This window comes from Mucilaginibacter sp. P4_E8 (assembly GCF_056401495.1).
Map to the genome: position 1 here is coordinate 1 of NZ_JBFUJG010000087.1, position 22,161 is coordinate 22,161.

At 42.3% G+C, this 22,161-nt stretch carries 12 protein-coding genes; 2 read left to right on the forward strand and 10 right to left on the reverse strand.

The features are described 5' to 3' along the window. The 3 genes from AC1DRQ_RS22330 to AC1DRQ_RS22340 form a co-directional block, all read right to left on the reverse strand. Positions 1-190 (reverse strand): hypothetical protein (locus tag AC1DRQ_RS22330; protein WP_477426960.1); only part of this gene is annotated, 190 nt, incomplete at its 3' end. A gap of 108 nt (positions 191-298) precedes the next feature. Beyond that, the gene (locus AC1DRQ_RS22335; protein WP_477426962.1) at positions 299-1,891 is read right to left on the reverse strand and encodes a RagB/SusD family nutrient uptake outer membrane protein; all 1,593 of its coding nucleotides are present in this window, start codon (positions 1,889-1,891) and stop codon (positions 299-301) included. 19 nt (positions 1,892-1,910) lie between these two features. Beyond that, a complete protein-coding gene (locus tag AC1DRQ_RS22340) occupies positions 1,911-4,919 on the reverse strand; it encodes a SusC/RagA family TonB-linked outer membrane protein (RefSeq protein ID WP_477426964.1) in 3,009 nt (1,002 codons plus the stop codon). Between the two features lie 414 nt (positions 4,920-5,333). Between AC1DRQ_RS22340 and AC1DRQ_RS22345 the strand changes: the two genes are divergently transcribed. Next, positions 5,334-6,338 (forward strand): LacI family DNA-binding transcriptional regulator, encoded by a 1,005-nt coding sequence (locus AC1DRQ_RS22345; protein ID WP_477426966.1) that lies wholly within the window; start codon positions 5,334-5,336, stop codon positions 6,336-6,338. A gap of 31 nt (positions 6,339-6,369) precedes the next feature. Here the strand turns inward: AC1DRQ_RS22345 and AC1DRQ_RS22350 are convergent, their stop codons facing one another. The 5 genes from AC1DRQ_RS22350 to AC1DRQ_RS22370 all read right to left on the reverse strand — a co-directional run bounded on the left by AC1DRQ_RS22350 (position 6,370) and on the right by AC1DRQ_RS22370 (position 13,534). Beyond that, positions 6,370-7,272: an AraC family transcriptional regulator gene (locus AC1DRQ_RS22350; protein WP_477426968.1), complete on the reverse strand. Its 903-nt coding sequence runs from the start codon at positions 7,270-7,272 to the stop codon at positions 6,370-6,372. Between the two features lie 170 nt (positions 7,273-7,442). Next, complete coding sequence (locus AC1DRQ_RS22355; RefSeq protein WP_477426970.1) at positions 7,443-8,687, reverse strand: NAD(P)/FAD-dependent oxidoreductase; 1,245 nt, start codon at positions 8,685-8,687, stop codon at positions 7,443-7,445. A 208-nt stretch (positions 8,688-8,895) separates the two neighbouring features. Further along, a complete protein-coding gene (locus AC1DRQ_RS22360; RefSeq protein ID WP_477426972.1) occupies positions 8,896-9,897 on the reverse strand; it encodes a 4-hydroxyproline epimerase in 1,002 nt (333 codons plus the stop codon). A gap of 6 nt (positions 9,898-9,903) precedes the next feature. After that, positions 9,904-10,842, reverse strand: a complete 939-nt coding sequence (locus AC1DRQ_RS22365) for a dihydrodipicolinate synthase family protein (RefSeq protein WP_477426974.1) — start codon at positions 10,840-10,842, stop codon at positions 9,904-9,906. A 160-nt stretch (positions 10,843-11,002) separates the two neighbouring features. Next, entirely contained in the window at positions 11,003-13,534 is a 2,532-nt protein-coding gene (locus AC1DRQ_RS22370) for a bifunctional glycoside hydrolase family 9 protein/polysaccharide deacetylase (RefSeq protein WP_477426976.1), read from the reverse strand. Positions 13,535-13,731: 197 nt separating this feature from the next. Between AC1DRQ_RS22370 and AC1DRQ_RS22375 the strand changes: the two genes are divergently transcribed. Continuing rightward, positions 13,732-15,342 carry a beta-N-acetylhexosaminidase gene (locus tag AC1DRQ_RS22375; RefSeq protein WP_477426978.1) on the forward strand — a complete coding sequence of 537 codons (1,611 nt, stop codon included), beginning with the start codon at positions 13,732-13,734 and terminating at the stop codon, positions 15,340-15,342. Positions 15,343-15,347: 5 nt separating this feature from the next. Here AC1DRQ_RS22375 and AC1DRQ_RS22380 read toward each other — a convergent pair whose 3' ends face one another. Further along, positions 15,348-16,343 carry a nucleoside hydrolase gene (locus AC1DRQ_RS22380; RefSeq protein WP_477426981.1) on the reverse strand — a complete coding sequence of 332 codons (996 nt, stop codon included), beginning with the start codon at positions 16,341-16,343 and terminating at the stop codon, positions 15,348-15,350. A 131-nt stretch (positions 16,344-16,474) separates the two neighbouring features. Next, positions 16,475-21,790 carry an Ig-like domain-containing protein gene (locus AC1DRQ_RS22385; RefSeq protein ID WP_477426983.1) on the reverse strand — a complete coding sequence of 1,772 codons (5,316 nt, stop codon included), beginning with the start codon at positions 21,788-21,790 and terminating at the stop codon, positions 16,475-16,477. Between the last annotated feature and the right edge of the window lie 371 nt (positions 21,791-22,161).

Here is a 22,161-nt window from a genome sequence, read left to right on the forward strand (position 1 = left end):
CATCATTACCAGCATCAGACTTAATTTCCCGTACCACGAAATAAGCCGCCTTTTGAGGGATAACACGCTTAATAAGGGCGTAGGATGCAGCGGGGTTTACCTGTGCCCATACAGGTTTATTACCAATAACCACAACAAATAACAGTGTGATCAATATGCTGTAAAAGCTAAAAAACTTCTTTCTGTTCATAAAATAGACCTATTATAATCGCGGCATTAAAGTACGGCAATCATCAATATAAAAAAAAGAATATGGGCTAATCGCCCATATTCTGATCAATAAATAAACCTAAAAAAATTAATATCCCGTATTTTGCGTCAATTTAGGGTTTAACTGCATTTCGGATCTTGGGATCGGGAATATGCGTTTGTTCGGATTAGCATCGGTTTTTATACCCCATGTTTTCTCAAACTGACCATAACGGATAAGATCATTCCTTCTCCAGCCCTCCATTGCCAGTTCCCGCGCGCGTTCGTCCAGTACATCGTTAAGGGTAACGGCGCTCAATGATGCCGCTTTAGCCCGTGTGCGCACCTTATTAACCAATGATAAAGGCGAATCGCCATTAGTAGCGGTAGCCCCTCTCAATATAGCTTCTGCTTTTTCTAACAACACATCGGCATACCTGAACATCGGTACATCATTGCTCTGGTTGCGGGTGGTACTTAAGCTATCGGGATAAAATTTGTTGTTCCTGTAGCCTTCTTCGTTAGCCAGTTCATCATTACCAATATCAAAAGTGGCTGGGTTCTTCCATACAATATCTGGCGTAAACTCCAGCTGGTGTATAACAGGAGCAGTAGGATTTGGACCGTTATAGCTGGCATCAAGGCCTATATTAGTCGTAGTAATATTAATGGGGGTTCCATCATTATTATACTGCTTGCCGGTAAGGTATTGCTTTTTACGAATATCATTAGCATCATTAAACAAAGCGTAATACTCTTTGTAAGTGTATACCGGACCATCAGGCGTGTACGGCATTTTATATTTAGTTGCTAAATTCGGATTTATCGTCCAGCGAGCGTAATACATACCCTGGGCCAGTAAGGCATCAAAGGGAACGGCAAAGATAAAATCCTTTATTGCCGGCCCGTTACTCGCTTTAAACATGCCTAAATAATCGGTATCTAAATTATACTGGCCACCCTGTATAATATTATCACACATGGTAACTGCCTCCTGGTATTTTGAAGTCCCGATATAATATTGCGCGTTTAAATACATTTTTGCCAAAATAGCGTATGCCAGATACTTTGTAGGTCGGCCATAGGTTGAGGCACCAACTGTTGCGCTTAAATTGGGGATTTGCGCCAATAATTCACTCTCAATAAAAGCAAATACCTGCGCTTTTGGCTGTGTACCTAAGTTAGTAGTATCACCAAAAGTTTTAGATATGGGCACATTGCCAAACAGGTCCATCATATAAAAGTATGACAAGGCACGCATGGTTTTAATTTCGGCAATGGTTTGTTGTTTGGCTGCGCTTTCAGGTGCTGAAGCAAATACCGACAATACTTTATTACAGTTACTAATGGTGGTATAACCCCATGACCAGCAAGTTCCAACCATGCCGTTATCAGGAGTAACCGTATGCAGGTTTACGGTGGAGTATGTACCGCCATCAAGCCAGTTTCCGCCGCGGGCAACCAATACGTTCTCGTCTGTGCTCAGGTTTTGTAACAGCCAGTACTCACGGCCAACCGCGCCACGAAATGAGGTATAAATAGGTCCGGTTGCTGCCACAAACTGTGCTGCTGTTGTAGGAAAATTACTGGGTGTAAGCGCAGACTTTGCAGCGACATCCAATTTTGTACAGCTCGGCAGGTAAACTGCTCCTGCAAGCAAAGCTACGATGCTGAGTTTTTTATATATTTTTATGTGGTTCATGTCAATTAAGTTTTAGGTATTATAAATCTACTTGTACGCCAGCCAGGAAGCTCCGTGTTTTAGGATAAAAGTTATTACTATCTACTCCTATGAACTGGCCGCTGGCCTGGTTATTCAGGCTCAAGTTCAACTCAGGGTCAACACCCTTGTACTTTGTAATGATAAACAGGTTGGTACCGGTAACATATAAACGCAGCCCATGTATGTAGTTGCCCGGTATTTTGGTTTTGTAAGACAAAGTTGCATTGCTTAACCGCACAAAAGTGCCGCTTTCAAGGTACCGGGTTGAGTATAAATTCGCATTTACGTCATTACCCGGTTCGCTCAATGTTAGCACTGGTACGCCGTGTGCCGAGGCTTGTGTAGGCTGATTAAAGCTTGCCAGTGAGGCATTCATGATTTTATTACCACCCTGACCACGGAAAAAGAAATTCAGACTGAATTTTTTATAAGTAAAATCATTACCCCAACCAAATGAATAGGTTGGCTGCGCATTACCTGCATAAGTTTGATCTGCACTTGTTGGCGTTGTGGTAGGCTGCCCGTTGGCGCCCATGTAGGTTGATACGCCGTTAGTGCGCCCAATATATTTCAAAGTATAAAACTCACCAAGCGGGTATCCGGATTCAATGATAGACGTTTTGATACCGCTCTGGCCAGGGCCTTCGGGATCGCCTACATAAATTTTTGAAAGATTGGTACCCATTGAGGTGATCCTGTTCTTATTAAAGGCAATATTTCCATAACTACTCCAGGTAAAATCTCTCGTTTTTAAAGGAGTTCCGTTTAAAGCTATCTCAACCCCTTTATTGCTCATGCTACCCACGTTAGCCGTAGTAATATTCACAAAATTATTGATGGTAGAAACAGGAATATCAAAGATCATGTTGGTTGTTTTTTTATCATAAACATCAACTGACCCACTTAATCGGCCTTTAAGTATGGAGAAATCAATACCACCGTTTAAGGTTGCTGTACTTTCCCATTTCAAGTTAGGGTTAGGATTTTGAGTTATACCAACAGCACTGGTATAAGCCCCATTATAATAAAAGTAGCCTGTTGTGCCATATAAGGTTTGTGGTGTGTATGGATTAATTCCTAAGGCATTACCTGTTTGCCCATAACCTACACGAAGTTTCAGGTCATCAAACAAATTTTGTGATTTCATAAACGATTCGTCAATAACCCGCCATGCTGCTGAAGCTGCTGGAAAATACCCCCAGCGGTTATTGGTACCGAACGCATTTGAACCATCACGACGTATAGAAGCCTGTAAAATATACTTGCCTAAATAACTGTAGTTTAAGCGAGAGTAAAACGATATTAAACGTAGCGTATTAAATGATAACGTAGTATTTCCAAGATCTGAGTTGAGACCTGTCTGGCTACCTAAACCCAGATTATAATAACTGGTTGCATCAGATGGAAAGCCCTGAGCTACTGACTGAAAGCCATTGCCTACCGTAGTTTCATCAAACGAGTAACCAAACAAAGCCTTAAAATCATGCTTATTATCCCAGTTATGGGCATAGGATAAATAGTTTTCAAATACCTTTTTGGTATCCTCATAGGTTGAGCGGATGCCTTTTCCGCCAAGGTTTGGCGCCAATTCCGAAGCCGAATTATAATAGGTATTATTATTAGTGGTCCTGCTCTGATAGGCTACGTTCAAATTATACAATAAGCCGAATGGCAATTGCAGTTCGGCCCTGGTATTGGCCAATAAAAGATTAATTTTTTGTTGATAGGTATCATTGGTGATCAAGCCTACCGGGTTGTAACCTAATTTTAAAGTTGGGTCATTATAAAATGTACCATCGGCATTATAAATTGTACGGGTTGGTAAATACTGCACTATTGATTTAAACAAGCCCGGGCTTTGGCCATTTGCTGTGAATAACGGAATATCGTTCACCAGTAGACCAGAGTTGGTTACTGAGTTGCTTACAGAAAAGTCAAGCTTTAATTTATCATTCAATGTTTTTTGCGATACATTAAGCCTGCCTATAATGCGCTTTAAATTACTGGTTTTCACAATGCCTTGATTATCCAGGTAATTTAAACTTCCGCCATAAACTGTTTTATCTGTACCACCGCCAAATGAAAGGTTATGATTCTGAGAAAAACCACTACTGCGTTCCACTGCTTTTTGCCAATCGGTATTACCTCCGTTATCATTAGCAGGTGTAAAACTTTGTCCGTTGGCTTTAACATAAGCCCTTAGTTGGTCGGCGCTGGCTACTTTAAACGAGTTAGCTATCTTGTCCATCGAAGCATAAGCATCATAGGTCATCCGCAATTGCCCGGGTTTGGCTTTTTTGGTGGTAACAATAATTACCCCATTGGTAGCCCTGGTACCATAAATAGCAGCGGCAGAGGCATCTTTCAACACGTCAATTGAGGCGATATCTGCCGGTGCAAGCAATTTAAAATCAGCGTCGGGCACGCCGTCAATTACATAAAAGGCTGCTGAACCCGCAGGACGTACGGTTGATGGACCGCGGAGTGTAACCGTTGCGGTTCCGTTTGGATTACCATCATTGGTAATATTTAAACCGGCTACCTTACCTTCCAACAGATCGGCAGGTGTTGCTACCACACCGGCGTTAAACTGCTCGGCTTTAACGGTTGTAATGGCGCTGGTCAGTTCTTTTTTTGTAGTTGTACCGTAACCTACTACAACTACCTCATTTAAGGCCCTTTGATTTTCGGCAAGAGTTACTGCTATGCTGGTTTCATCGCCTACGGTTATCTCTTTCAGTTCAAATCCTATAAAGCGAAACTGCAAAACACTGCCTTTTGCGGCATTAATGGTAAAAGCCCCGCTAACCGCTGTAGCAGTAGACCGGTCTGTACCTTTTACCTGTACGGTTACCCCGGGTAAAGGGCCTCCCTGGGCATCTTTTACCACCCCCTTAATGGTATTAGTTGTTTGTGCGTTACTGTAAGTAAAGATACAGAGCAGTAACAGGAGGAGTATACCCGGCCGGGTTGTCCTCATTAATAGTTTGGGTCTGTTTGTAATCATAATAATTATTGTTTAATGTTCGTTGGTTTTGTGTGATTTTGACATTTAAGAGAGGGGTATAAATTACCCTCGCATCTATTATAATTTAGTTAGTTTTGTATTAATTACTTTTGTGTTATTTTAACACTTAAATTTTTTGACAAATTGATTGATGTGCTGATTAAAAGAATTGATACTAATTGACTGAAACAGATATTTTGACCTGATCAGCAATTTCTATCGCTTGCTATCGTTACGTTTTTTAGTTTATAATTATGATTTGTACTTGCAGGTAGTAGTAATTACAAATCGGTTAAAAGTGTAGATTTTTAGAAGCGAATTTTTAAAATTTTCATTATTTATTTACGCAAACGATTACAATTTAACAGAAACGCCATTTTTTTATACTAATTAAACCCCACTTATTATAACATTATGGGCAACATCAATATTAAAAAACTTGCCCTGGAGCTCAACTTATCAACAGCAACAGTTTCCAGGGCTTTAGGAGATAGCTACCAGATCAGCAGTGAAACAAAAAGGAAGGTATTGGAATTGGCCAAGAGCTTAAATTATGAGCCAAATCCTATTGCAAGCAATTTGCGCAACCAAAAAAGCAAAACTATTGCTGTGATTGTTCCAGAAGTAGCTAACCACTTTTTTTCGTTGGCTATCAATGGCATCGAAGAAATTGCCAGAAAAAGAGATTACCATGTGTTAATTTATCAGACCCATGAAAACAGTGCAGCCGAAATTGCCTTTACCCTCAGGTTATTAAGTGGCCGGGTTGATGGTATCCTGATATCAACATCGRGCGAGACAAATGATAAACAGCATCTTATTGAGGCTTCGCAGAGTATCCCTGTAGTTTTTTTCGACCGGGTTTATGAGGATATAGAAGGGGTAAAAATTATCACTGATGATTATGAAAGTGCATACCAGGCAGTTCAGCACCTCATTGAATCGGGATGTAAAAAAATAGCTTATCTGCTTGCACTAAATAACCTCTCAACCGGAGAAAAAAGATTAAATGGCTATTTAACTGCATTAGCCGATAATGGCATTCCCTATGATCAGGATCTTATTATTGCCAGCACCACAAACAACGATCAGAACTATACCCTGATTAAAAATTTGCTTACAAATAATAAACCGGATGGCATACTTTCTTCTATTGAAGAACTGGCATTTCCCTGCTATTACGCGTGCCGGGAACTGAGTTTAAACATACCCCGCGATTTAAAGATCATTAGTTTTTCGAATTTGGATTGTGCCCCCCTTTTAAACCCATCGCTCACCACCATTACACAACCTGCATTTGAAATAGGAAGTGAGGCGGCCTGCATTTTATTTAAAATATTTGACAAGAGGTGCTTTGAACCAAACGAAACCCGTGTTTTAAAATCAGTTTTGATTAAAAGAGAATCAACCGCTATTTAATTTAAGCAAAACCAGCCGTTTTAAGTATAAATTAACCCGCTGCCCTGTTAAGGCTGATCAAATTATTGTCATAAGTATCAAGATAGTCCCTGGGCGAACTGCCAATAACATATTTAAACACCCTGTTAAAATTTGTTATGCTGTTAAAGCCGCATTGATAAGCTACTGTATTTATGTTTTCAAATTTATGAGCGATCAATTTTTTACACGCCTCATTGATCCTGACCTCATTTAAAAATGAAATAAAGGTATGACCTGTATGCTTTTTAAAATAGCGACAAAAAGATTCGGGGGTCATGTGGGCAATTTGGGCTACCTCATCCAGTGTAATAGACTTATTGTAGTGCCGCATGATGTAATTGTAAATATTACCTATCCTTATCCCTTCATTTTCGGTTATACCGGGTAAATTGCCATAGGATGATAAAGGGTCTAACCTGGTTTTAATGTTGCTTAAAATTTTTAATAAGTTAAAAAACTGAATGAGTTGATCTGTACCTGAAGCGTTTTTTAATGCGATCATGGTCTCCGATACCTTGTCTGTGATGAGGTGCGGTATTTTAAACCCCTGCAGGTGTTGCTGAATAAAAGTCTTATTCAGGTTCATCTCGGGCAACTCAAATAAAGGTGCAAGTGTTCCTTCCGGATTAAAGAATATAGTTAGCGCTTCAATTTGCTTATGCGCATCCTGAGCAAAATATTCCGGATTACTTTTAAACACATGTGGCAGATTTGCCCCTAACAAAAATATATCACCGGCAGCGTAATCATGCATATTATTTCCGGCTATGAGGGTCCCTTCTCCGCGCTGTATCCAGGTGATCTGCGTTTCTTTATGCCTGTGCAGGTAGGGATAATGATACGGAAGAGAAACCTTCTCTGCTATTACACTTTTATCATGTGGTAGTGGGATGGTAAATTGTAAAACCTTCATCTTGACATGGATTAATCCACTTTGAATTTACAATTATTTAACTCAAATATCCAAAACCAAGCCAAAATAAGATAAAATCGGGTTACCATAGGCTAATTTTCAGCAAATTCGCTGCGTGCAGCAATGCTTTATCAAACTTCTGAATTAAAAGAAATGAACCAGGAAACTATCTAAGACCGATCAGGAGAAAACGCCCCTATAGCAATAGTTGTTGTGGTGCCTGATATAATTTCGCTCGCGAGTAAACCCGTTGCAGCACCCAAACTTAAACCCATCATGCCATGGCCAGTAGTTATAGTGAGGTTATTGTATTTATTGCTGCGGCCTATATAAGGCAAACCATCCGCAGATGATGGTCTGAAACCAAACCATATGTCCTTTTCTGCCGGAACAGCTGGTTTAAGATCAGGAAAGTATTTGGGCACAGACTCTACAATACCCCTCACCCTGTTCATATTGATGCGGCTATTTATTTTATCAAGTTCCATAGTACCACCATAGCGTAAACCACCGTTCATCGGGGTAATGGCTACACGGGCTTCGGCAAGCAAGGCCGGGATCTGCATGGTTTGCTGTTCATCCTTTATATTAAATGAATAGCCTTTACCCGGCATCAACAAGATCTTTAAACCTAATAATTTACCTATTGACGGTGACCAGGATCCGCCTGCAACAATGTATTCATCTGCTGTAAATTCTTCACTGAATGATAAAACCCGACTCACTTTACCCGCAGTGGTTTCAATTTTTGTTACCTCTTTATTTGCTAACAGATTTACACCTGCAGTTCTTAGATACTTTATTAAACCTGCCATCAGCTTATTGGGCGACAGATGTGCATCACAACGATAATGCACCGCTCCTAACACATCAAGCTCCAGATCGGGTTGTAATTTAAGGCAATCGTTAACGGTGAGCACCTGCATATCCAGGCCTAATTCACGGCCTTTTTCGGCCATATGGGCTTCTTCTTCACCAGCCTTTTCTGTTTTATAAAACATCAGGATGCCTTTCTCCACCAAATCAAAATCAAAACCAGGCTCTTTACTTAAATCCTCATAAAGCTTTTTACTGAGTAATGAAAGCTCCGTTAAAGGAACGGCCGATCTTTCAACATGCCCGGCATTTGCTTTACTCAAAAACTTTATGCCCCATGACAGGAGCTGGGGGTTTAGGGATGGCTTTACATAAAACGGGCTTTTACTGTTAAACATCCACCTGATGCCCTGGGTTACCATGCCCGGGGTTGCCAGCGGGATAAAGTGGCTTGGCACGATCATGCCGGCATTACCATATGAACAGTTATCAGTCATGTCCCCTTTATCAAGCACGGTAACCTGATGCCCGGCCTTATGTAAATAATATGCAGAACTCAAACCAACAATTCCACCGCCAATGATCAGCACTTTTGCCATTTTTTAAAAACTAAAGCCGAAAGCAAAAAGCTTAAGGCTTATTTCTTGAATGTTAATATTAATTTATAACTCCATATCATTTCGAACGATAGAGAGAAACTATCTCTTGAGCGAGAGCGAAAAATCTTATACGGTTTTACATGCGACCTTGCATATCGTACAAGATTTCTCACTCGTTCCTCGTATCGAAATGACATTTTCAGGTTTATTAAATCACCTGAAAACCATGTGCATATGGATCATCGTCGTCAATTTTTATGGTATTGTAGCCATAAACTTTTGCCCAGCCTTCAACACTCGGGATAATGGCATCAAAATCATTGATCTTGACAACTTCTTCTACCCTCCCGGTAAATTTACTGCCGATGATACTTTCATGAATAAAAGGTTGACCTATTTTTAGTTTCCCTTTTGCGTACCATTGCGCCATACGGGCAGATGTACCGGTACCGCAGGGAGATCTGTCAATAGCTTTATCGCCATAAAACACAGCGTTTCTTGCAGTTGCATCGTCTGATAACGTGGCGCCTGTCCAAAGTATATGTGTACAGGTATTGATCGTGGGGTCCTGAGGGTGAACAAATGTATATTTTTCATTTATCCGTTTGCGGATCACCTGGCTCCAGGCAACTAATTGTCCGGCAGTGTAATTTTCAATACCGGGAAAATTGGGCTGAGGATCAACTATGGCATAATAATTTCCGCCATAGGATACATCAATCGTCAACATCCCCAGATCGGGGCACTCTACCTGAAGATCAATTGCAGCGAGGTAAGCGGCAACATTCCTGAGTTTTACGGAGGTAACCTTTTTACCCTCTTGTTTATATTCAATTAAAACCAGGCCGGCAGGTGCCTCCATACGTACTACCCCGGGCACTTTGGGTTGTATTAACCCTTCCTCAATGGCAATGGTGATAGTACCGATTGTGCCATGCCCGCACATTGGCAGACAGCCGCTGGTTTCGATGAATAAAACAGCAACATCATTTTCGGGGTCATGAGGTGGATAAAGTATACTGCCCGACATCATATCATGCCCCCTTGGCTCAAACATTAAACCTGTTCTTATCCAATCATATTCCTTTAAAAAATGCTGGCGCTTTTGACTCATGTTGTCCCCTTTTAGTGCAGGACCTCCTCCGGCCACCAATCTTACCGGGTTACCACAAGTATGCGCATCTATACAGAAAAAAGTTTTACTGGCCATATTTTATTATAACACAACTTCACTAAGATTGCCCCAGCTGCCTGCTGGCAATACCGGACGAACGGCAAGCGCGTCGTTGATGATCTTTTGTACCCTTGCACGCTCCTCGCCTATTAGCGGCAAACGCGGGGCACGTACGTTTTCGGTACCTATACCCGTAGCTACTTCGGCCAGTTTAATATATTGTACCAGTTTAGGATGAATATCCAGTTCAAGCACCGGCAAAAACCAGCGATAGATGGCCAAAGCCTCATCATACCGTTTAGCTTTAATCAAACGGTATATGGCAACCGTTTCTTTTGGGAAGGCATCAACCAAACCAGCTACCCAGCCATCGGCACCCATTACCAAGCTTTCCATAGCAAGCGGATCAACACCAGTAAACACCTTATACCTATCACCAAAACGATTGAACATCCGGGTGATATTGGATACATCACGGGTTGATTCCTTTACGGCCACGATGTTATCATAAGCAGCAAGTTGCTCAAACATATTCAAGGTAACTTCAACTTTATAATCAACCGGGTTATTGTAAATCATGATGGGCAATGGTGTACTCTTGGCCACTGCGCCTATATAAGCTAAGGTTTCGCGTTCTTCACTGTTATAACGCATCGGTGGTAATAACATTAACCCGTCTGCACCATTATCCAGGGCTTTTTGTGCACAGGTAACGGCCGCTTTGGTGGTTTGCTCGGCAATGTTTAGTATCACCGGAACTTTTCCGTCAACATAAGCTACGGTGTGGGCAAGCAGGGCAAACTTTTCCTGATCACTCAAAACACTCGCTTCGCCTAAAGAGCCGCCCAGGATAAACCCATCAACACCGGCTTCCAGCTGCGCTTTTAAATTGATATCAAAAGCATCAAAATCCAATTCGTCATTATCGGTAAATTTGGTAGTTACCGCAGGTAATACGCCTTTCCAATCAAATGTTATCATTGTTAAATATTTTTTCCAAAATTAATATACTATTAAACATTATTAAGGTAACAATTTAGCCAACACTAACCATATTTTAGCAATTAAATAAGGCAATAATAAAGGCAAGTTCAATGAAATAAAAAGATTGAGCAACGCTACTACTGTAATTGGCTATCTTTTAATACCCAACCGGGGTGCCCGGTTTATCCGGTCGCAGTAATTCATCTATTTTTACAAACTGGTAGCCCTTGTTTTTTAGTGCAGTTATAAGGTAAGGCAGTTTAGTATAAAACTTATCCTTTCTTTTGGGATCCGTACCAATATGGGTCAATAAAATAAATCCGTTCAGTCCGTTCTTATCTTTTTGTTCATAATTTAAAACAGATTTCATGACCGCATCACTGTTTACATATTTAACTCCCATTTCAGGAAAAGTGTAATCTGCGTTTGATCTTGTACCAGGTGTAAAATTAACCAGCTGCAGGTTCATGCTACGCGTCCAGGACGCTATGGTATCGTTATACCATTCATAAGGGGGTAAAAAATAGTGTGCCTGCTTTTCATCAATGTTAAACTTTTTTAATTCCTGATAAGCGTTTTTAATATCCTGATCAAACTGCTGCCGGGTTACCASCAAACTATCCCTGTTGCTCCAGTCACAATACAGCAAATGCTTATCAGAATGAGTACCTAAATAATTACCATTAAGCTGAAGCTGGGCGATCTGCTTTTTAAAGTCCTTATTCCGGTAAAAATTCCCCGTTAAAAAGAATGAACCATGAATTCGCTGTTGTTTTAAAGTATTGGCAATAAATTGAGCGCCATCACCAAATTCATCTCCGGTAAAAACCAAAGCGATCTTTTTAAAGGTTGTATCTCCGCGGATAATAGCCCCCCGTGATTCTATAACCTTTTTGCTGATCCTTTCTTCATATGCTTTGCCGGCCAGCAAGTAAATCAGTGATGCAGTACCATCCATCGTTGGTTCATTGGTACTATAGTCGCCCATATCATCATGATAAACCACAAGATCCGACTGAAATTCGGTATACGCATCGGGCTTGTTCAGGCGCAAGCCCCGTAAATTCTTAAATATACTCCCATAAACAGGCCCATCAACCAAACCACCATCTAAAGGGTAATGGTACAAAAATGCCAAAGACGAGTGTGGATCTTTGGGAGTATCCCCGTTTGCCGGCAAACCGTATATCATGCATTTGCCCCAGGGATTACAACCAAAAAGCCAGTCGATACAAGCTTGTTCAAGCGTTGCATAAGTCTTGTCTCCGCTAAGTTTCCGGTATAAAGCACATTGAATGGCAAAAGAAGTTGTTAAATTGTTTGAGCACCAGATAAAAGGAATCCCGCGATAAAAGGCATTGTTCTTTGCTTTAGCCCAAACTTTCTCAATCCCCTCTTTATAATAACTTATCAGTTCAGCCTTAGTTTTCGTATCAGTCTCCCGGGCAAGTTCATAATGCCCAAAATTATGGAACGGATACCACTGATAATGCCGGGCTGTATCAGCACCCAACCATGGAGTTACCTTTTCTTCTGCACTATACTGAAGCGACTGTTTAAGGTATTTCTTTTGACCTGTAAGCCTGAACAAAGCTGCAGATGCAAGTTCCATATCATCGGTCCAATTATCTTCTTCATAAAAATAGGGTGCGAGGTTGGGGGCGGTTTGACATACGCCCGGTTTTGCAAGCCCAAGATCATAAGCAGAAACCGACCTGTTCCTGAACAAACTCGCCAACGCAGGGTCCGTTTTTTCATATAAAACGGCAGCTAAAGCAAACGCGCTTGCAAATTTGCCGGCTGTTGAGGCCACTCCGGTTGTCCGATTTTTATATTTCCCCAAGCCCTGGGGCTTTCCATTTGCAAAATATACAATACGGCCATTCCCTTTTCCCATGCCATAATCAACCGAGTCTTTTGCTGGTAAACGCAAACCTGCATGATCCCTATCATCTGCCAGTTGATTAAACATCCAGTCTTTTTKGGGATGCATTTTTAATAGCCAGTCAAGCCCCCATTTTGCTTCGTCCAGTATATCAGGAACCCCATTATTTCCGTCGAGCCCGTTTCCCTGGTGTGTATCGGTAAACACGCCCGGAAAATCCCGGTAGGCGGCAAGCAAATGATACGTTGCATTAGCCGAAGTAGTAACATATTGCAAGTAATCTGAGGCGTCATGCCAGCCGCCAGATGCATAAATATGGGTACCGTCAGCCATTGGCCCATACATGGTAAAGCCATCTTTTGTATGGCATGAATCATTTAAATATGGATTGAAGCCGCTTCTTTGCTGTCGCATATACCGAAGACAAAAATCCGCGGTTCCCTTATAAATATCACTTGCTAAACGAAATTCGGGCGAGACGATGTTGCCGCACTTCACATAATAACTTCCGGGCTTGTTAAACTTAGTAAAATCAAGACGATATGATTGTTTGAAAGGGCCATAGCCACCAAAAGGCTTACCCGTGTTCCCGGTAAAAACAACCGCGGCGGTTTTAGCGTCAATTAACTGAAATTCGGCTGATGGTGTACCATTCTTGCCCGCCCAAACGCCTACCTTAACTCCCGACAACTCATACCCTAATTGATTTATCCTGATCCATGCATCCTGCGCTTTAGCTTTGTTTAAAGAAGTAGCAACAAAAATTAAAATACAGCAAAAAACAACTTTACTAAAAACACGCATAATGCAAATTCACATTTAATATAATACTCCTGTTATTTCATTAAGGACACCGGAAATTTATCCTTTATTTAATGTTTATATATTTCAAATATAACTTATTCATACATCTTACCCCTGCAAGTGTGGATGAGCAACAGAATTTATTCCCCCTATAACTCAATGAAAAACTATATTTTTAGCGCGCTATCTTCCACAACATGAAAAAACCGATTTTTTTTATTCTATACTTATTGCTTTCACTTAATGTAAGCGCACAGGCCCCTGCCTTGATCCCGCAACCCGTTGAGCTCAAAATGACGGACGCTAAAAATGCATTTGTTTTAGACAGCAATACCATCGTATTTATCTCTGATAGCGGGTTACTGAATGCTGCTAACTTTTTGAATAATTACCTGCAGCAATACTACGGTTTCAGGCTAAAAGTTACTCAGCACAAAAATGAATTAAAAGATAAGACCATCTGGTTACTTGCTGATCCGGTTGCCTACAGATCTTTAAAAGGATACCAGTTGTTGACACAAGGTAAATCACTCACTATACATGCCGCCACGGCCGAAAATATATTTTATGGCATACAAACACTGATACAGTTGCTGCCGGTAGAAAAAGACAGCAAACACCTGCAAATACCTGCTGTAGCAATTACAGATTATCCTCGCTTTACTTACCGGGGCATGCACCTGGATGTAAGCCGTCACTTTTTTGATGTAGCCTTTATCAAAAAATACGTCGACTACCTGGCAATGCATAAAATGAATTATTTTCACTGGCACCTTACAGACGATCATGGCTGGCGCATCGAGATCAAAAAACATCCTGAACTCACGAGGATTGGGGCATGGCGTAACGGAACCATCATTGGTTTATACCCTGGCACTGGTAATGATGGCAAACGGTATGGTGGCTATTATACCCAGGATGAGATCAGGGATGTTGTTCGTTATGCTGCTGAACGTTATGTAACCATCATTCCTGAAATTGAAATGCCGGGCCATAGCATGGGTGTTTTGGCCGCTCATCCTGAATTAAGCACAACACCCAATGTGCCTATTCAAGTGGCTCAAACCTGGGGCATTTTTAACAAATTCAACAATGTGCTGCTCCCCTCTGAGGCTACATTTAGTTTACTAAATGATGTATTGATCGAAGTGATGGACCTTTTCCCCTCGCCTTATATACATGTTGGTGGTGATGAATGCTCTAAGATTTGGTGGGGCCAATCAGAATTTTGCCGCAACCTGATCAAAGAAAAAGGGCTTAAGGATATGAACGGCTTGCAGAGTTACTTTATGCACCGCATTGAAAAATTTGTGAATAGCAAGGGCAAAACCATTATAGGCTGGGATGAGATACTTGATGGCGGAATAACTCCTAATGCTATTGTAATGAGCTGGCGTGGTGAAACAGGTGGTATACAGGCAACCAAACAACGCCACAAGGTGATCATGACCCCTGAAAAATACATGTATTTTAATCATGCCCAGTTTGAAAAAGAAGATTCGCTTACAGCGAATAAATATGTGCCTTTACAGGATGTATATCATTATGATCCGATTTCAGCACAATTAAATCCACAGGAAGCGCAATATATATGGGGCGCACAAGGTAATCTCTGGAGCGAATATATTGCCAATCCTGCTAAGGCAGAGTATATGCTTTTTCCACGTTTGGATGCCCTCAGTGAAATACTTTGGACACCTAAAACCAAACAGAACTATCCTGATTTCCGGGAGCGTTTAAAAACACAGTTTAAACGTTATGACCTGATGAATATTAACTACAGCAAGCGTTACCTGCAACCTTATTAAAATTTTCAATCACGTTTTACAGGCTGATGCATCATTAAATTGTTGATCAGTGTTTGTATTTCATTTATAGGCCTTGCAAATGTTAAATAATATTGGTTGCCGACAGTGTCCCAGCTATTACTGCCATCGGTGTTGACACTTATCTTTCCGGGGTTTAATTTAAAATAAGGGGCCGCGCCGTTTACGCCAACCAAAACAGCGGTTTCATCCCAACTCATCCGGCCATCAGCATCTTCTTTTGCCTGTGGTATGGATATCGAGAATACATCCTTTACAGGGCTGTTTACAATACTTTTATTGTGAGCCAGCAAAAGGCCTGATTTTATTTTCGACCCGATCTCGTTCCCGCTGAATATCACCGGCCTGGTAAAGTGGCTGAACACATATTTGGAGGCTGCTGCTCGTTCATAAACATTAAACTCCTTGCCCTGCGGGAATTGCCCAGCCATTGAAACCATTTTAAGTACCTTTTTTTCTACAAGTGCCTGACCCGATAATGGGGAATACTCATCGGCTGGTGACTGTAACAGACTGGCGATATTGCTAAAAAAACCTACCGTGATAATGGTAACACTCCTATCGGGCTGTTTGGCCAAAATTTTACGGTAAAGTTTTACAGCGTCCATGGCGTCGGCATTTGATCTTATTTTATGCGGATATTTTGCCACCAGGGTATCTGACCATTTTTGAAAATCGGCCTGATCAGATGCGTCATCACGCGGGATACCGATTGGGATGTCAGGTTTTTTAAAGTAAGTATTTAAAACATTTAAAACAGCAGCAACCCGTGGGTATCGTGTACTGGCCATGGTGGCCAAAATTTCAGCCTCCCCTCTATCTGCAAAGTAATGTAGCATAGCGATGGCTCCAACATCATCATAATCGGGCCCCATATCAGTATCAAATATAACCGGCACATATTTGCTTTTTTTACCAGATTGAGCATTAGCGTTAAAGACACATAGCAATGTTACAACTATCAGCGTCAGCTTCTTTACCATATTAACTAAATGTAATGAGTATAAATTTAGATTTGTGAGTTTGTTTACAGCCCGACAATAAATATAAAGAATAGCCTGTAAACGGGCCCAATGTACCTAAACATTTCGCATTAGTGTGAGTTTAATATGCGCTACCTCATAACTACCACATATCCTGATAAAACCTGGCCGTTAATATTCGTATTGATCTTATAATAATAGGTACCTGGCGGCACAGGCTGGCCATTATAAGTTCCTTCCCAGGGTTTAGAATAACCTACAGAGTGGAACAACTGCTGGCCGTACCGATTAAATATATCTACTGTAGCATTCTCATAAGCAATAAGCCCGCGGATATTCCAAAAATCATTGGCCCCATCGCCATTCGGTGTAAATGTGTTTGGAACTACAAGTTCAGGCGATACTTTTATAAAGGTTTGGTCTGTAGTTACACACCCTCTTGAATCGGTTATCTGCAAGGTATAGGTACGGTCAACATCGCCGGTTAACACCGGGTTTTTTATGGTAGTGTTGCTTAGGCCAATACTGGGTGTCCATAAATATTGCACATTTTCATCACTAACCGTTGGGGTTAGGGTAATTGTCCTGTCGCGCAGAACGTATCTTGTACCGCCCGCGTTTAAAGTTGGTGGTGGCGTAAATTTAATAGTCATTTTATCTTCCGTGAGATAACAGTCATCGGTAGTTGCCGATGTTAGGGTTAATGTAACGGAGCCACTTTGTATATCCGCCGCGGTTGGTATATACAATGCGTCGGGCTGTGTTGCGGCACTAAACGTTCCTGTACCGGATGTAGTCCACAAAACACTGCCTGGTGTAAAAACTTTACCTGCTAATTTAACACTGACATCCTGGGCACAAACATCCTGATCGGGACCGGCATCAGTTGCAGGCAATTGCTGAAATGTTATGGTCATGTCAGATGTTGAAATGGCACAGTCATCTTTACTTGTGGAGGTTAACGTTAGTGTAACAGATCCTGCGGTTTTATCCTGGGCTGAGGGGAGGTATTGCGCATCCAACTTATCACTTGACGGGGAGAACGTTCCTGTTCCGGATGTAATTGTCCAAATACCTGTGGTGGTACCGCCGGTTACACTGCCGGCAAGAGGTATTGCCGTGGTTTTTATACATTGTTTTTGATCGGGACCAGCATCAGCCTTAGGCAATTCGTTTACCTTAACGTCAACAGAACCAGCAGGACTGGCGCAGTCATTTATTATAATGGTTAAATTATACGTTCCGGAATTAGCAGCGGTAGCATTGGTAATATCAGGGTTTTGGGATGCTGATGTATAACCATTTGGCCCTGTCCACATATAACTTGCCTTTGGAACAGTTGGGGTACGAAGCTGTATGGTATTACCCACACAAACAGGTGTATTGGCATGTGCTACAGGTTGTGCAGGTTGTGGGTTTACCGTAACCGTATAAGTAAATGGTGAGCCGGTACAGCCGAAAGCTATAGGCATTATGATATAGACAACCTTAACTGGCGTAGTACCTGTATTTATTAAACTCTCGTCAATAATGCTTTTTGTTTGGTTGCTTACCGCCGGGTTACTGATATTGGTTACCGCATCACGTTGCCAGTTAAATGTAGCCGATGGTGATGGTATATTTGACGTTATAGTATAGTTTTGAGGAATTCCGCTACAGGCATTACCGGTGTTCTCACTGGTAATATCTACTTCGGGTTTTACCGTCATCACTAAATTAAAAGGCTCTCCCAGGCAATTGGTCGTTTTATAATTAAACACATAGGTAACATCAATTGGGGCAGTAGTGGTATTATACAAAACTTCCTTTATTATTGGTGCAGCCTGCCCCGATACCGGGGCATTACTAATGCCAGCCACTGCCGCCCTGCTCCATGTGGCATTTGCTGTGCCGGGATTAAATTTAATTTCGTAGTTACCCGTAGTTCCGTTGCAGATGGCAGCGGTTGCATCGCTGGTTACCAGGGGTAAAGGGTTAACTGTAACCTGGTAAGTAAAAACCGGGCCGGAGCAACCATTAGCCAAAGGCGTGATCATATATTTCACATTTACCGGCGTAGTGCCCATATTCATTAAAGTTTCTGTAATGGTTCCGCTGGTTTGGCCCGTTACAGCCGGGTTACTAATACCAGGCACCGCTGCCCGGCTCCAGGAAAAAACAGGGGCAGCTGCATCAGCAGTAATGGTGTAATTAAGGGCTGTACCACTACAAACAATATCAGTTGCAGCACTTGTTACACGGGGTGCCGGAGTTACCACTACATCAACCTGTTTGCGCGTGCTTGTACATCCATTAACAGTAGTTTGTACGTAGTAAGTGCGGTTGGCAGTTAAAATAGGTGTTGTATAAACAGCTTGGTTTGATACAAGAGTGCCGCCAACCGGTGCATCATACCAGCTATAGGTGCCTGTTGAGCCGCTTGCCGTAAGTGTAGCTGTACCACCAGAGCAGGCTGGTGACATGGTAACCAACGGAGGTACCGGTGTTGCTGTAACGCCTACCGTTACCGGTGTACGGCTGCTGGTTAAACTTCCCTGGGTTACCTGCACATAATAAGTGATATTCGCAGTTACAGGCGGTGTTTTAAATATAGGACCGGTGTAAAGAGTTGTGCCGCCGCTGGCTACATCAAACCATGTGTAGGTGCCGCCCGGTGCTGTAGCTATTAATGTAGCGGTACTGCCCATACAAACCAACGTGTCTGCCACGGTTGGTGGCGGTGGTGCGGGTTTAAATGTGATTTTAACGGTGGCAAATGCCGGTCCGCAGTTGCCTGTTGGATTATTAGATTTTAAAGTTAGTACAGCCTCAGTTTCGCCATTATTTGGTGTATAAATCGCATTAAGGTCTGTGGGGTTGGAAAACCTCCCGCTGCCGCCTGACCACGTTCCAAATGAAGTTCCGCCGCTGACGCTACCGGCTAATTGAACTGGTGTACCAGCCGGCACAGTTTGATTTGGCCCCGCGCTTATAATAACATTCTGATAAATGATTACCTGGCCGGTTGCCTTACTTGAGGGGCAACCCGCAACCGCGATAATGTTATTGGTTATGGTATATGTCCCGGCTGTACTTGCACTTAAATCGATCTGGCCGGTTGAGGGGTTTTTAAAAACCAGGCCCGTAGATGAGGCACTGAAAACACCGGCGCTTGCTCCGGTACCAAAAACCGGCAAAGGATCATTATCATTTTTACAGAATGGCCCGTTGTATGAAAACCGCGCATCAGGTGTGGATGTAATGGTTATGCTGGCGCTGCTGCTACCCGGGCAATTGCCGCCATATGTAAATACCACAGTGTATTTTCCTGGTGTACTTGCTCCAATGTTGATCTCGCCGGTAGTATTACTTACAAATACCAGTCCTGGCTGAACTACACTAAAAGTCCCTCCCGATGGATTATGTATTACAGGTGAAGGGTTTGCTCCTGCTGTGCAAAATGTACCTGAGGCATACTGGAACTGGGGATTGGGCACAGATATAATTGATACGGTTACCGCTGTACGTGGACTTACACATGACCCATTTATATTTTGAACATAATAAATTGTGGCCGTAACCAATGCCGGAGTTGAAAATGTACTGCCGGATCCCAGTAGCGTACCATCAGTGGCTGCATCATACCACTCGAAAGTCCCTCCCGGAGCGCTGGCAGTTAAATTTGCAGATGTACCCGGGCAAACAGAGGTACCATTAGCTGTAGGAGCCGATGGCAATGGGTTTACCGTTACAGTTACCGGTGTTCGGGAGCTGGTACAATTGTTAGCTGTGCTTTGTACATAGTAGGTTTGGGTTGTGGTTAATTCAGGTGTAACATAAACTGGTCCGGTAACCAGCAAATTACCGCCTGTAGCTGCATCATACCACTCATAACCATCTGGCGATCCTGAAGCGGTAAGTGTAGCGGAGTTGCCCAAACATACGTCGGTTGCCGGAACAGTTGGTGCTGGTACAGGAGCCAAAACAGTTACATTCACTACTGTTCTGGCACTTGCGCAGCCAGACTCAATAGTTTGAACATAATAAGTAGCATTGGCTGTTAAAGCTGGTGTAGTATAAGTGGCATCGGATGATAACAAAGTACCTCCGGTTGCTGCAGTGTACCATTGAAAAGTTCCGCCACCCGCAGATGTTGCCGTTAAAGTGGCTACAGATCCCGGGCATATTATAGGCTCCGATACCTGCGGAGGTGATGGAAGCGGATTTACCGTTACATTAATTGCCGTACGGTTACTGCTACAGCCCGCGTTCATATGCTGAACATAATAGGTGGTTGAACTGGTAAGAACGGGTGTTTGATAAGTAACGCCGCTTGCCAGCAAATTACCGCCTGTTGCCTGATCATACCAGGCATAAGTTCCGGTGGGCGTCGGGTCGGCAGTTAAAACAACGCTGTTTCCATTGCAGACACCAACTGTTTGAGTTGGGGGAGGCTGCGGCGGGGCAGTTACTGTAATGGTTACCGGGGTACGAGTACTTTGGCAATCGTTTATTGTTGTTTGTACATAATAAGTTGTTGTGGCAGTAAGCACAGGCGTTGTATAATCGGGGCTCGAGATTAATGAGGTACCGCCCGTTGGAACATCAAACCAATCAAATACACCATCCGCGGCATCAGCATGTAAAGTTACTACAGATCCTGTACAAACAGTGGGGCTATTGGCAGTAGGTGCCTGGGGCGGGGCGGTTACTCTTGCTGTTACCGGTGTGGCAGCACTGGTACATCCATTTATAATAGCAACCACATAATAGGTTTTAGAGCTGAACAGCACCGGGGTTGTAAATATGGGCCCTGTAGCAACCTGGTTGCTTCCTGATGCATCATCATACCATGTATAACTATCACCTCCACCGGCCGACAAGGTAGCTACGCCTCCGGCACATAAAGTAGCTCCTGTTGTACTGGGCCTCCCGGTAACAAAAACAGTAACATCAGATCGCAGGCTGGTACAGCCCGATACGGTTGTTTGTACATAAAACGTAGTAGTCCCTGTAATTGGAGGGGTTGTATAAGTATTACCGCTTGCCAAAAAATTACCACCATCCGGTGCATCATACCATTGATAGTTGCCCCCAGGTGCGGATGCAACGAGTGTTGCAGGGGTATTGGGGCAAACCGTTTGGTTAGATACTGAAGGAGCATTGGGTGTAGCAATCGATGTTATTTTTATATTTTGCACAACCGGCTGGCAGCCTACTGTTTTATCGCTTACATGCACTGTGTAAGTGCCCGCTTTGTTCACGCTTATTGATGGCGTGTTTTCACCAGTATTCCAAATGTAGGTATAGGGCCCCGTACCCCCGGATATATTTGCAGTTAAGACCACACTGGTGCCCGAGCATATAGACGGACCTGATGATGATACACTTACTTTTAGCGTACAAACCTGGCTATATCCTGTAAATGAAAGTAGTAAAAATAAAAATAATAGTACCTGTTTATGCATCACTTTGTTAAGACTCTGTATGCTCAATTATTTTTAATGATCAGAAAATACTTTCCATATCCTTGTTTGTTGAGCAAAGCTTTTTGTAGAACTAAATGATAAGGATATTTAAACTATTGCCTTAAACGAAGTTCGCATATTAAAGTTTACGGAAAACTGCAATTTTATCGAAAAAATGAACAAAAAAAATAAAAATATGTAAGTATGCGTATAAGTAATTGCACATTATTCGTCAACAAAAAAGCCTTAACCGGTAAACGATTAAGGCTTTGTGCAGGAATATCCCTGATCTGCAGGGGTTTATTATCCTACAAAATTGATTCTCCTAAACAGGATAGCCAGGCACCCTGATTTTCTATTTAAATACTGAA